At 66.7% G+C, this 13,245-nt stretch carries 12 protein-coding genes; 10 read left to right on the forward strand and 2 right to left on the reverse strand.

The features are described from left to right. Window positions 1-39 precede the first annotated feature (39 nt). Window positions 40-789, forward strand: coding sequence for a TIGR00730 family Rossman fold protein (locus KF785_02080; protein MBX3145532.1), 750 nt, complete (start codon window positions 40-42; stop codon window positions 787-789). A 17-nt stretch (window positions 790-806) separates the two neighbouring features. Next, the gene (locus tag KF785_02085) at window positions 807-1,619 is read left to right on the forward strand and encodes a polyphosphate kinase 2 family protein (protein MBX3145533.1); all 813 of its coding nucleotides are present in this window, start codon (window positions 807-809) and stop codon (window positions 1,617-1,619) included. A gap of 9 nt (window positions 1,620-1,628) precedes the next feature. Here the strand turns inward: KF785_02085 and KF785_02090 are convergent, their stop codons facing one another. Both KF785_02090 and KF785_02095 read right to left on the reverse strand, forming a co-directional pair. Next, window positions 1,629-2,087: a type II secretion system protein gene (locus KF785_02090; protein MBX3145534.1), complete on the reverse strand. Its 459-nt coding sequence runs from the start codon at window positions 2,085-2,087 to the stop codon at window positions 1,629-1,631. Next, window positions 2,087-2,590, reverse strand: coding sequence for a hypothetical protein (locus tag KF785_02095; protein ID MBX3145535.1), 504 nt, complete (start codon window positions 2,588-2,590; stop codon window positions 2,087-2,089). Before KF785_02095 ends, KF785_02090 begins: the two co-directional genes overlap by 1 nt. A 237-nt stretch (window positions 2,591-2,827) precedes the next feature. Here KF785_02095 and aroA point away from each other — a divergent pair, with 237 nt between their 5' ends. The 8 genes from aroA to KF785_02135 all read left to right on the forward strand — a co-directional run bounded on the left by aroA (window position 2,828) and on the right by KF785_02135 (window position 13,244). Beyond that, entirely contained in the window at window positions 2,828-4,087 is a 1,260-nt protein-coding gene (gene aroA / locus KF785_02100; GenBank protein ID MBX3145536.1) for a 3-phosphoshikimate 1-carboxyvinyltransferase, read from the forward strand. Beyond that, window positions 4,087-4,767, forward strand: a complete 681-nt coding sequence (gene cmk, locus KF785_02105) for a (d)CMP kinase (GenBank protein ID MBX3145537.1) — start codon at window positions 4,087-4,089, stop codon at window positions 4,765-4,767. Before aroA ends, cmk begins: the two co-directional genes overlap by 1 nt. A 58-nt stretch (window positions 4,768-4,825) precedes the next feature. Then, a complete protein-coding gene (locus KF785_02110; GenBank protein MBX3145538.1) occupies window positions 4,826-5,158 on the forward strand; it encodes a PadR family transcriptional regulator in 333 nt (110 codons plus the stop codon). A gap of 11 nt (window positions 5,159-5,169) precedes the next feature. Beyond that, complete coding sequence (locus KF785_02115) at window positions 5,170-7,806, forward strand: ABC transporter permease (GenBank protein ID MBX3145539.1); 2,637 nt, start codon at window positions 5,170-5,172, stop codon at window positions 7,804-7,806. A 167-nt stretch (window positions 7,807-7,973) separates the two neighbouring features. After that, window positions 7,974-9,683, forward strand: coding sequence for a 30S ribosomal protein S1 (locus tag KF785_02120; protein ID MBX3145540.1), 1,710 nt, complete (start codon window positions 7,974-7,976; stop codon window positions 9,681-9,683). Between the two features lie 135 nt (window positions 9,684-9,818). Continuing rightward, window positions 9,819-10,103 (forward strand): hypothetical protein, encoded by a 285-nt coding sequence (locus KF785_02125; GenBank protein MBX3145541.1) that lies wholly within the window; start codon window positions 9,819-9,821, stop codon window positions 10,101-10,103. 107 nt (window positions 10,104-10,210) lie between these two features. After that, complete coding sequence (locus KF785_02130; protein ID MBX3145542.1) at window positions 10,211-11,731, forward strand: acyl-CoA carboxylase subunit beta; 1,521 nt, start codon at window positions 10,211-10,213, stop codon at window positions 11,729-11,731. A 13-nt stretch (window positions 11,732-11,744) separates the two neighbouring features. Beyond that, window positions 11,745-13,244, forward strand: a complete 1,500-nt coding sequence (locus tag KF785_02135; protein ID MBX3145543.1) for an acetyl-CoA carboxylase biotin carboxylase subunit — start codon at window positions 11,745-11,747, stop codon at window positions 13,242-13,244. The last annotated feature ends 1 nt before the right edge of the window (window position 13,245 follow it).

The raw sequence follows: 13,245 nt of genomic DNA on the forward strand, positions 1-13,245 counted from the left end.
TGGGGTTGCATCTGAAGCCAGGCCGGATCACGTTCCCGAATGACCAAGATCGAAGACCCATCTGCACATCGTCCCGACGACGAGGAACGCTTTCTTGCGGCACCGGCGTCGCGCCTTGCCGAGTTCTTCCGGGTGGTCCGCATCGCCACCGAGTTCGTTCGTGGCTTTCGGGCGCTTCATTTTGCCGGTCCGTGCGTCACCGTGTTTGGATCGGCCAGGTTTCGCGAGGACCACCCGTATTACACACTCGGCCGCAAGGTCGGCGAGCGGATCGCCGGGCTGGGGTTGACGACGATGACCGGCGGCGGGCCCGGCATCATGGAGGCGGCCAATCGCGGGGCGCGGGAGGCCGGCGGCCGATCGATCGGGTGCAACATCTGGCTGCCCAAAGAACAGCACCTCAATCCCTACGTCGATCGGTTCGTGACCTTCCGGTACTTCTTCGTTCGGAAGGTGATGCTGGTCAAGTACAGCTACGCCTTCGTGGTGCTGCCGGGTGGCTTTGGCACGCTCGACGAGTTGTTCGAGGCGCTCACGCTGGTGCAGACGGAGAAGATCACCGCGTTTCCGATTGTCCTGATGGGTGTCGACTACTGGTCACCCATGTTTGACTTCATCCGCGATACGCTCGTTGCGCAAGGCACCATCGATCCGTCGGACTTGCAGTACTTTCGCCTGACCGACTCGCTCGACGAGATGGTCGAGGAGCTCGAACGGTCGATGGCTGTGAATGCGCCCGGATGGTCTCGGTCACCGCGCCCGAAGCCCATCCTGGGCGAGCGTACCTGAACTGGAGCGACGTTGCCATGACCCCACGCCTCGATGCCGTTGCCCCGGGCACCGCGCCGGACCTGTCCGATGAGGCTGCGCGCGCACCGAAAGGCACGCCCAGGGGGAGCGAGGCCAATGCCTTGCTCGACCCCCTCCGCCATCGGATGGAGGACCTGCAGCACGCTCTTGGTGCGGAGAACCGGCGTGCGCTCCTGGTGGTGCTGCAGGGACGCGACGCCGCCGGGAAGGACGGGACGATCAAGCGGGTATTTGGCGATCTCAACCCCGCCTATTGCCGGATCAGCACCTTCAAACGTCCGACGCCGCTGGAACTGCGCCACGACTTCCTCTGGCGCGTGCATCATCAGATCCCGCCTGCCGGGGTGATTGGCGTGTTCAATCGCTCCCACTACGAGGACGTGCTCCCGGTTCGGGTGCATCGGCTGGCGCCCGAGTCGCTCTGGCGGGCCCGTTATCGACACATCAACGAGTTTGAGCGGATGCTGGTCGACCACGGCGTCACCATCCTCAAGTTCTTCCTGCACATCTCGAAGCAGGAGCAACGAGAGCGGCTCGAAGAGCGCCTGAACGACCCGACCAAGAACTGGAAGTTCGATTCGGGCGATCTCAAGGAGCGGGAGCTCTGGGACGACTACACCGAGGCGTACCACGACATGTTTGTCGAGACGGGAACGGCCCACGCTCCGTGGTATCTGGTCCCGGCCGACCAAAAGGCGACGCGGGATCTGCTGATTGCGGAGATCGTGGTGGACGCGCTCGAACGCATCGATCCTCGTTATCCCGAAGCCGATCCTGCCGTGCTTGCCTACCGGGGCAAGATCCGCTGACCCGATCGCTCAGAACGTGCCGCCCGGCCCCGCAATCAGGTAGGCGAGCCGGTCGCCGTTCATATAGAACGGGTACTTGGTGGAAAAGGCGTTGACGAACTTGGCCGTGAGCTTGGTGTCGCTGGAGGAAACCGACACGGAAATCAGGGGAAAGTTGCCGGCGGCCACGTGGTCATAATCCAGGACGTAGTCCGTGCGGTCGAAGGAGGCTGCGAGACCGCCGGGGAGGTACTGGGCGAGCCCCTGGGGGGTCTGGCCGGCCCCCGCCTCCGGCGGCCAGACATCGTGGTCGGCGTAGTAGTTGAGCGCCGCAACGGTAACCGAGCGGAAATCAGCGGTGAGTGACGCCACGCGTGCCGTCGACCGAAGGTCGATGTACTTGAGCATGCCGAGCGAGGCAAGCATGCCGATGATCAGGGTGACCATCAGCATCTCCACCAGGGTAAAGCCGCCTCGGTCCTTCCGCATCACTGCCTGCTTTGCAGGGCGCGAATGGCGCCCGCCGCAATCGATTCGATCGGACTCGACGGTCGGAGGCGGATCAGCGAGTCGCCGCTCGGGAGGCTGACCTCGAAGTCCTGCGAACCGAGCGATGTGAAGCGGATGGCCTGGTTGGTGACGCCCGCAGCGTCGAGCGTTGCCGGGAGCCGGCCGTGCTGCGCGGTGTAGCTGCGGACCCGAGCCACCGCATCGACCAGCGCCAGCTCGGCCGACGCGGTGCGGATCGCGGGCGTTTCCTCGGGCAGCCCGGGACCCACCAGCCAGACCGGTTGCAGCGCCAGCACCGTACCTGCCGCGATCAGCAGCACGACCAGCGCCGTCCGCAACGCCGTCCGCCCCCGCCGCGGACCTCGGCCCGCACCATCGGCAGCTCGGTTCCGCTGGTCGGCCACGGCAGCGCTGGCGGCCTCGTACAGGGCGCTCTTGCTGCTGGTCAGCTTCGGGGTGCCCCGGGGGCGGGAAGGGTCCATGCGGTCAGTGCTTTCCGGAGGATCCAATCCTCCAAGGTAATCAGATTGCCCCGTCTTCCGGACGCCGTTGCGGCCGGACCAGCTGCGACATCGCGCCCGCGGCCGTTTCGAAAGCCGGTCACCTGCTGGTATACTAAGCTTCGACGTGGCAACGTTCTAGACACCATGCAAGACGACGAGGCAGGGTGCCCGACCGGGGCCCGTCAGAGCGGCTTGCCGGCTTATATATCGAGTTTCATGCCATCCTTGGACCTGATCGCCGTTCCAGGCGACAAGAGCATTACCCACCGAGCCCTGATGCTGGCTGCCCTGGCCCGGGGGGCCAGCCGGATTTCCCGCCCATTGACCTCCCTCGACGCCCGGTCGACGGCCCGGGTGCTCCGCCAACTCGGCGCCCAGATCGGGCCGCTGCGGAGCGGGGGAACCGTGCTGGTTGCCGGCAAGGGCCGCTTTCGTGAGCCGGCGTCAACCCTCCATTGCGGCAACTCCGGCACCACGGCCCGGCTGATGCTCGGCCTGTTGGCGCCGCACCCCTTTGCCAGTCGGTTGACCGGCGACGCGAGCTTGCGCCGCCGTCCGATGCGACGGCTGACCGAACCGCTGGGCGCAATGGGTGCGCACTTCGAGCCCGCGCTAGCCGATCGGCTGCCGCTGGTGGTTCGGGGCGGGAAGCTCGAGGGCATTCGCTGGGAGCTGCCGGTCTCGAGTGCGCAGCTCAAGAGTGCCTTGCTCCTGGCCGGTATCGTCGGCAACCTGCCTGTGTCGGTCCGGGAACCGCATGGCAAATCGCGCGATCACACCGAGCGAATGCTTCGCGGCCTGGGCTTCACGGTCCGGGAACGCGGCGGCTGGGTCAGCGTCGAGGGCGGGGGGCCGATCGAGCCGTTCGAGATTGCGGTGCCCGGCGACCCGAGTTCGGCGGCTTTTCTGGTCGGCGCCGGGCTCCTGGGCAGGCGTCAGTTGCGGATCGGCCCGGTCGGGCTCAACCCGACCCGGACGGCCTTTCTCGACGTGCTGACCCGAATGGGCGGCGCCGTGTCCGCAGAGGTGTCCGGGACCGAGTTGGGCGAACCGGTCGGAACCATCGAGGTCGGGCCTGGGACGCTCACTGCCACCGTGGTTCCGGCGACCGAAATCCCGGCTTTGATCGATGAAGTCCCCCTGCTCGCGGTGATGGCCGCCCGGGCGGAGGGGACCACCCGGTTCGAAGAAGTGGGCGAGCTCCGAGTCAAGGAGAGCGATCGACTGGCCCTCATGGCGGAGAATCTGGTCCGGCTGGGCTACCGGGCAACGGGCGAGGCGAATACCCTGATCGTCGAGGGCAGCGACCACCCGCCGCACGGCCGGGTGCGCACTGACGGCGATCATCGCATTGCCATGGCGTTTGCCGTGCTGGGCACCGTACCGGGGGCGCGCGTCGTCGTCGATGACCCCGACTGCGCAGCGGTCAGCTTTCCCGGGTTCAGCGCCGCGCTTGCGCAGGTGCGGAGCCGCTGATGACGGTCCGCGTCATTGCCATCGACGGCCCCGCTGCGTCAGGCAAGTCGTCGACCGCATCGGCCGTGGCCCGCGTCATCGGGGCGCATCATCTGGATTCCGGGGCGCTGTATCGGGGACTCACGGCGGTGGCGCTCGACGCCCGAACCGATGACCCGACCCGGATCGTTGCCGCCGCCGACCGGCGTGGCCTGGGGCTGGTCCGGGACGGGATCGAGATCGTGCCCGTACTCGATGGCCGACCGGCCGAACCGCTGATCCGATCCGATGCGGTGACGGCCCATGTCTCCGCGATTGCTGCGCTGGAGCCGCTCCGCGACTGGGTCAATCGCCGGCTTCGCGCCGTGGCCGCCGACGGGCACCTGCTGGTGCTCGACGGCCGCGATATCGGCACCGCCGTGTTTCCCGAGGCGCCGCTCAAAATCTATCTCACCGCCACACCCGAGGCCCGAGCCGATCGGCGCCTTCGGCAGCGGGGCGCCGATCCCGACGCGCAGACGATCCGCCAGGAAGCGGATGCACTCGCGGCTCGGGATGCGCTCGATGCGGGACGAGCCGTCGCGCCCCTCCGGCAGGCGGCGGACGCCATGCTGCTCGATACGACCAGTCTCGCCTTCGAGGACCAGGTCGCCCGGATCGTCGCGGCGGCTCGGGCCGCACTGGGTGCCTCCTGCACCTGACCTAAGCCTAGTTCTGATACCCCTTGTGCAGCTAGGTGTCATGGCCTAGCTTGGGCCTATGGCCGGTTCCGATCTCTTCACGGGCTCACTCGACCTCCTCATCCTCAAGGCCGTCAGCTTCGGCCCCCGGCACGGATATGCCATCGGGCGATGGATCCGGGATCAAACCGAGCAGGAAATCCTGATTCAGGAAGGCGCCCTTTATCCGGCCCTCCACCGTCTCGAACGGCGCGGGCTGGTGGAGGAGGAGTGGGGTATCACCGATACCAACCGGGAGGCGAAGTTCTACCGGTTGAGCCCCGCCGGAAGGACCCATCTCAAAGACGAAATGGCCCGCTGGAACCGGTTTTCGCGCGTGATGCGATTGGCGCTCGACGCCGCGCGGAGCTGACGGAGGCGCTCGTGCCGATCTTCCGATTGCCCGACGATCCGCGGCGAGCGGGCGGGGACGTCCAGAAGGAGATCGACCTCCACCTGGAGCTCAAGGCGAAAGAACTGGAGGCGGCCGGGCTGGAAACGGAAGAAGCGCGTCGCGCCGCGCGGGCCTCGTTCGGCGATCCGGGCGCGGTTGCAGCCGAGTGCCGCGAGGTGCGGAGTGATCTCATCCGGTGGCGTCGGCGGCGGGAGTTCTTCGGCGATCTCCGTCAGGATCTTCGGGTCGCCGTGCGTGGCTTGCGTCGGGCGCCGGGCTTTACCCTGGTCGCCATCCTGACCCTGGCGCTGGGTATCGGCGCCAACGCAGCCATCTTCGCGGTGGTCCGTTCGGTGCTGCTTGCTCCGCTGCCCTATCCGGAGGCCGATCGGCTGGTGCAGCTGTGGACCGATGAGCGGGCTCGCGGCCGGCTGGCGCCCGAATGGCTCACGCCTCCCGATTTCCTGGATTGGCGGGATCAGAACCGGACCTTCGCGTCGATGGCGGCCTACATCGACTGGTCTCCCGACCTGACCGGCACCGGCGATCCGGAAGCGCTCGGTGGGGCTCAGGTTTCCTGGAACTACTTTGCCACGCTCGGAGTTCGGCCGGCCCTCGGTCGTGATTTCCGGGTGGAAGACGACGACGCAGGCGCCGAAGCCGTCATCATGCTCAGCGATCGGGTCTGGCGGAATCGCTTCGGGGCGGATCCGGGTATCATCGGGCAGGCCCTGACCCTGAACGGCGAGCCCTGGACGGTGGTGGGTGTGCTTGGTCCGGACTTCCGGGCGCCATTGCCGGCAATGCCCGACGTCTGGCGGCCGCTCCGACGCCTGGCCACGAGCGGCTGCGGGCGCGACTGCATCGTCTTGCGCGCCGTCGGGCGGCTCCGTCCCGGTGTCACCCTGGAACAGGCGCATCACGATCTTGCCGGGATTGCCGGGGAGCTCGAGCGCACCTACCCGGATACGAACCGGGACCGGGGCGTCTGGCTGATACCCTTGCGGGACCAGCTCACGGGCGCCTCCCGTCTGGCCCTCTGGGCGCTGGCCGGCGCCGTGGGCATGGTGTTGCTCATTGCCTGTGTCAACCTGGCCAACCTGCTGCTGGTGCGCGGAGCCGGTCGGGCCCGTGAGCTCGCCATTCGGGCCGCGCTGGGTGCCGGGCGCAGCCGCTTGCTGCGCCAGCTCCTGACCGAGAATGTTCTGCTCGCGGTCCTGGGCGGCGGGCTCGGGCTCGCGCTCGCCTTTGCGCTCCAGGGCGGCCTGACCTCCATCATTCCCGCCTCGCTCCGCCAGGTGCGACCGTTGCGAATGGATTATACCGTGGTCGGTTTCACGGCGGGCGTCGCGATCCTCGCAGGACTGCTCTTCGGCCTGGTCCCGGCGCTCCGAACCGCGGGCGGTTCCTTGATGAGGACACTCCGATCCGGGCGGGATGCTGGCCGGGACGATGCCCGCTTGCGGAGCGGGTTGGTCGTCGTGCAGCTGGCGCTCTCGGTCATCCTCCTGGTCGGTGCCGGACTCCTGATGCGCAGCTTCGTGGCAATGCAGCGCCACGACCTGGGCATCCGGACCGACGGCGTGGTAACCGCTCGGGTCAGCTTCCCGCGAGCGCGGTACCTCGATCCGGCGCACGCGGTCGTTGCGGTCGAGGATCTGCTCGGCAGGTTGCGGAGCAACCAGGCTGTGCGGGCGGTCGAAGTCATCGATCGGGCTCCGTTCGTGGCCGGCGATCAGGATGTGTCCGCGTTTCCAGTCGGCGAGCCTCCGCCCGAGGGAAACAACAGTCTCTGGGTTCGGATCGTGTCTCCCGGGCTGATGCCCACCTTGGGCATGCGGATGGTGTCGGGCCGAGGGTTCGAGCCGGGTGACCGAGCGGGCAGCAGGCCGGTGGTCATCGTGAACGAGGAGGCCGCCCGCCGATTCTGGCGCGGTAAGGACCCGGTCGGCCGGACGCTGGCGACCAGCGGGAGGCCCGATGCGGAGCAGCTCACCGTCATCGGTGTGGTCGCCGATGTCTCCTCCGACGGGCCGCGGGCACCGATCAAGCCGGAGCTCTATATCCCGATCGGACAGTACCCGGCGCGGACATTTACGGTCATCATCCAGCCTGTCTCGACCGGCGCGGCGGCCCTCGCCGCGCTCCGTGCCTCGCTCGCCGAGGTGGACCCGCTGGTGCCGATTTTCCAGCCGGGGACGCTGGAGCAGGCGGCTGCCGGGGCGGTAGCACTACCCAGGACCTATGCGGTGCTCGTCGGTATCTTCGCCGCGGCGGCCCTCGCGTTGGCCGCGCTCGGGATCTACGGCGTGATGGCGTTTTCGGTCGCCCAGCGCCATCGGGAAATCGGCGTTCGGATCGCCCTCGGCGCCACCCCGCACGCCATCCGTCGGATGATTCTCGGCCAAGGGGCGCGGCTCGTCGTCGTCGGGGCCATCGGTGGCGCCGCGGGTGCCTTCCTGGCCAGCCGAGCCATCCGGTCCATGCTGTTCGGCGTCGGGCCGTTCGACCTCGTTACGGTCGGGGTCGTGCTCGTCGTTCTCACCTTCGCCGGGTTTCTGGCCGCTTGGCTGCCGGCCCGACGGGCCACCCGGATCGATCCTCTCACCGCAATCCAGGCCGATTAGTTCGGCGCCAGGCAAGGCCTGAGCGACACAGGGCAGCCGAGTCCCTAAGCTTGTTTCACGGCCTCAGATACCATATCTTTCCATGCTTGCCCGGATCGGTCGATCCTGGCGTCTTTCACTTCAACCCCGGGTATCCAGAGCCTGGGTGTTCCACGAGGGGATCTCCTATGTCCAAACCCCGCAAATCAGGGGCTGCGCAGTTCTCGACCGCGACGGGCCTTCGCGTCCGCACGGATTTGTACGACGAGAACTATTCGGATGCCGATTACGAAAGCATGCTCTCGATGTACGAGGGCACCATGGCCCAGATCGTCGAGGGCGAGATCGTCAAGTCGAAGGTCCTCCGGATCACCGACAACGCGGTCATTCTCGATGTCGGGTTCAAGTCCGAAGGCTCCGTGCCGCTCGATGAGTTCAAAGAGCGTCCGCAAGAGGGTGAGGAGGTCGAAGTCTTCCTGGAGCACCTGGAAGACCAGGAGGGCGCGGTGGTGCTCTCCAAGAAGAAGGCCGACTTCATGCGGGTCTGGGAAAAGATCCGTGTAGCCCACGAGAGCGACGAGCCGGTGCAGGGCGCCCTGATGAAGAAGATCAAGGGCGGCGTGGTCGTCAACGTGATGGGCGTCGACGCCTTCCTCCCGGGGTCGCAGATCGCGCTCCGCCGGGTCCCGAACATCGACGAGCTGCTGGGGCAGACCTTCGAGTTCAAGATCATCAAGCTCAACAAGCGTCGCCGCAACATCGTGGTGTCACGCCGCGTCATCCTCGAGAACGAGCGGGCCAGCAAGCGCGAGCACCTGATGAAGGAGCTCCAGCCGCAGCAGGTGCGCAAAGGCGTCGTCAAGAACATCACGGACTTTGGTGCCTTCATCGATCTCGGTGGCGTCGACGGCTTGCTGCACATCACCGACATGTCGTATGGCCGGGTCTCGCATCCGACCGAGCTGGTCCAGATCGGTTCCGAGGTCGAGGTCAAGATCCTCGACATCGACTGGCAGCGTGAGCGGATTTCGCTCGGCATGAAGCAGCTCCAGCCGTACCCGTGGAAGGACATCGCCGAGAAGTATCCGGTCGGCACCCGGGTGCAGGGCAAGGTGGTCTCGATCACCAATTACGGCGCCTTCGTCGAGCTCGAGGCGGGCATCGAAGGTCTGGTCCACATCTCCGAGATGAGCTGGACCCGCAACGTCCGGCATCCGTCGAAGATCGTCTCCATCGGTGAGACCATCGAGGCGGTGGTGCTCAAGGTCGACGAGACCGAAGAGAAGATCTCGCTCGGTATGAAGCAGACCGAGCAGGACCCGTGGATGATCCTGCCGCAGCGGTACCCGGTGGGCACTCGGATCCAGGGCAAGGTGCGCAACCTGACCAGCTTTGGCGCCTTCGTCGAGATCGAGCCCGGCATCGATGGCCTGATCCACATCTCCGACATGTCGTGGACCAAGCGGGTGCAGCATCCCTCGGAGGTCGTCAAGAAAGGCGACGGCGTCGACGTGGTGGTGCTCAACATCGATGCAGAGAACAAGCGGATTTCGCTCGGCCTCAAGCAGGCGGAAGAAGATCCCTGGCTCAAGATCGGTGAGAGCCTGCCGGTCGGCTCGGAAATCCGCGGCCGGATCGTGCGGATGATGGACAAGGGTGTTGTCGTCGACCTGGGCAACGACCTCGAGGGTTTTGCCCCGATGTCGCAGCTCGGCTTCGAGAACGTCCAGAACCCCGCCGATGTCGTCACCGAGGGTCAGGTCGCCGATGTCGAAGTGATCGAAGTCGACCCGATTCATCACCGGATCGTGGTGGTGGTCAAGACGTATCCGGAGGACGAGACCGGCGCGCCGCCGAAGCAGGAGCCGTTGCCACCGATTACGGACACGATGGAGTAAGCGCCGGGCAGGCAAGGTGACAACGTGGTGGGCTCCCCTGGGGCCCGCCACGTTGTCCGTTTCGGGGTACCAGTCCTTGCCTCGGCCCGTCGTCGGAGCGAACCTTCCAGAGGTCGCGTAGACGAGGAGCAAACCATGGTCCGGTTTCGAGTGTCGGAGCAGCAGGTTGCTCGCGAGGTTCGGTCCGCTGAACGCTCCGAGGCAGCGCACCGGGTCTGGCGACGGACCATCCGCAACGTGATTGCCTGGTGTTTCGGGGCGCAGGCGGCGGCAACTGCGGTGGGGGCCGCAGGCTTTCTCGTCGACGACCCCGCGCTTGGTCGTTTCCTGCTCGGGGCAGGCCAGGTCGGGGTCATCGTCCTCCCGCTGACCATCGCCGTCCTCTGGACCGTCGAGGCCCACCGGCGCGGCGACATTTGAAGCGCTCATCCCGCCCTGCTGGCCGGAGGTCACTGCCGTCGCGGGTCGATTGCTGCCCGGTTTAGATTGTCGCCATGCCCAATCCCCGACAACTCCTCGATGATCTGATGGCCCGCCGCACCCAGGCGGAGCAGGGTGGCGGTCCGGCTCGCATCGCTCAACAGCACAAGAAGGGCAAGCTCACCGCCCGCGAACGACTCGACCTGCTGCTGGATCCGGGCAGTTTCGTCGAAATCGATCGATTCGTCACCCACCGTGCCACCGACTTCGGACTCGATAAGCAACGCATTCCAGGCGACGGTGTCGTGACCGGAAGCGGCCGAATCGAGGGCCGCCTGGTCTACGTCTTTTCGCAGGACTTCACCGTGCTGGGCGGCTCACTCTCGGAAACCCACGCCGAGAAGATCTGCAAGGTCATGGACCTCGCGGTCAGGAATGGTGCGCCGATCATCGGACTCAACGACTCGGGCGGTGCGCGGATCCAAGAGGGAGTTGCCTCGCTTGGCGGGTACGCCGACATCTTTCTGCGCAACACCCTTGCCTCCGGCGTGGTGCCCCAGATCTCCGCCATTCTCGGCCCCTGCGCAGGTGGCGCCGTTTACAGTCCGGCCATTACCGACTTCATCTTCATGGTCCGGGGCGTCAGCTACATGTTCGTGACTGGCCCGAACGTCGTGAAGACGGTCACCCACGAGAATGTCAGCTTCGAGGAGCTGGGCGGCGCCGACGTGCACGGCGAGACCTCCGGCATTGCCCATCGCGTGGCCTCGTCCGAACCGGAGTGCCTCGCCTCGATCCGGGAGCTGGTCCGCTACCTGCCGTCGAACAATCTTGATGACCCTCCCGCCGACCGGAGCAGTGACCCGGATGACCGCCGGGAAGAGTCGCTGCTCGACATCATCCCGCCCTCGTCGTCGAGCCCCTACGACATGCGGGACATCATTCGCGCGGTGACCGATCAGGGCCATTTCTACGAGATCGCCGAGGGGCATGCGGGCAATATCCTGGTCGGCTTTGCCCGGCTGGGCGGCCAGTCGGTCGGGATCGTGGCCAACCAGCCTGCCGTACTGGCCGGCGTGCTCGATATCGCGAGTTCGGTCAAGGCGGCTCGGTTCGTTCGCTTCTGCGATGCCTTCAATATTCCCCTCGTCACCTTCGTCGACGTACCCGGCTTCCTGCCCGGCGTGGCACAGGAGCACGGAGGCATCATCCGGCATGGAGCCAAGTTGCTCTACGCCTACTGCGAAGCGACCGTGCCGAAGCTGACGGTGATTACCCGCAAGGCCTACGGTGGCGCCTACGATGTGATGAACTCGAAGCATATCCGGGCCGACCTGAACCTGGCCTGGCCTACGGCGGAGATCGCGGTGATGGGTCCCAAGGGCGCTGTCGAGATTCTCTTCAAGGAGGAAATTGCCGCCGCGGCCGATCCGGCGGCGGAAACGGATCGCAAGATCGACGAGTACACCCGGACCTTTGCCAATCCGTACAAGGCGGCGGCTCGCGGCTTCATCGATGACGTGATCGATCCGCGCGATACCCGCCCTCGGCTGATCGATGCGCTTCGCTCGCTGCGGAACAAACGCGACCGGAACCCGCCGAAGAAGCACGGCACCATGCCCCTGTGACGGTGACTCTTTCATGACGATTCGACGTGTCCTGGTTGCCAACCGGGGTGAGATCGCCCTCCGGATCATCCGGGCGTGCCACGAAGAGGGGTTGGAGGCGGTCGCGGTCTATTCCGACGCCGATCGGGCTTCGCCCTATGTGCGTGCGGCCGACGCTGCGGTCCATATCGGACCCGCGCCAGCCGCGCAGAGCTATCTCCTGATCGACCGCATCCTCGAGGCGGCGCGCGCCTCTGGTGCGCAGGCGATCCATCCCGGGTTCGGATTCCTGTCGGAGCGGGCCCCGTTTGCCCGGGCCGTGGAGGAGGCTGGACTCGTCTTCATTGGTCCGCCCGCGTCCGCCATCGACGCCATGGGCGACAAGACCGAAGCTCGGCGACGGATGGAAGCTGCCGGGGTCCCGGTGGTGCCCGGCGCCATGGCGGCTCTGACTGATCCGGCCGAGGCGGCCGTGCTCGCCGGGTCGCTGGGGTATCCGGTGCTGGTCAAGGCGGCTGCTGGCGGCGGCGGGAAGGGCATGCGGGTGGTGCGCGAGTCTGCCGAGCTTGCCGGGGCGCTGGAGTCGGCGGCGTCGGAGGCGCTCAAGTCCTTCGGCGACGCGTCGGTCTATCTCGAGAAGTACATCGAGGAGCCTCGGCACGTCGAGATCCAGATCCTCGCCGACCACGAACGGACCATCCACCTCGGTGAGCGCGAGTGCTCGGTGCAGCGCCGCCATCAGAAGCTGCTGGAGGAGGCGCCCAGCGTCGCGGTCGACGAAGCGCTCCGCGAGCGGATGGGCGCCGCCGCCGTGGCCGCCGCGCAGGCCGTCGGGTACCGGAGTGCGGGAACCTGCGAGTTTCTGCTGGCCCGCGACGGTTCGTTCTACTTCCTGGAAATGAATACCCGGATCCAGGTCGAGCATCCGGTGACCGAGCTGGTCTATGGGGTCGACCTGGTGCGGGAGCAGCTGCGCATCATGCGCGGCCTCCCGATGAGCGTGCCCGCGCTGCCGTTGTCGCCGCGCGGCTGGGCGATCGAGTGCCGGATTACCAGTGAGGATCCGGCCAATGCGTTTCTGCCGTCGACGGGCCGGATCGAGTACCTGCGCAGCCCCGCCGGGCCCGGGGTGCGCTGGGACAGCGGGGTCGAAACCGGCGACGACGTGGGCCTCTTCTACGACTCGATGCTGGCCAAGCTGATTGTCCATGGTCGGTCTCGCGCGGACGCGATTGCTCGAATGGAACGCGCCCTCTGGGAGCTGGTCGTCGTCGGCGTGGCGACCAACCAGTCGTTCCATCTTCGGCTGCTGGCCGATCCGGACTTCCGGGCCGGCAACATCCACATCCAGTTCCTGGAACAGCGCCCCGATCTGGTGACCGGACCGCCGGGCCCGGATCTCGTCGAGCGGCTGGCGATTGCAGCTGCACTCGCTGAGCACGAGCGAAGGCTGGCGCACAAGCCGGCCGTGGCCGTCGAGGATGGTCGAGCGAGTGCCTGGTTGACCCGAGCCCGCCAGGAGGGGCTCCGGTAGG

It is taken from the genome of Gemmatimonadales bacterium (genome assembly GCA_019637315.1).
GTDB lineage: Bacteria > Gemmatimonadota > Gemmatimonadetes > Gemmatimonadales > GWC2-71-9 > SHZU01.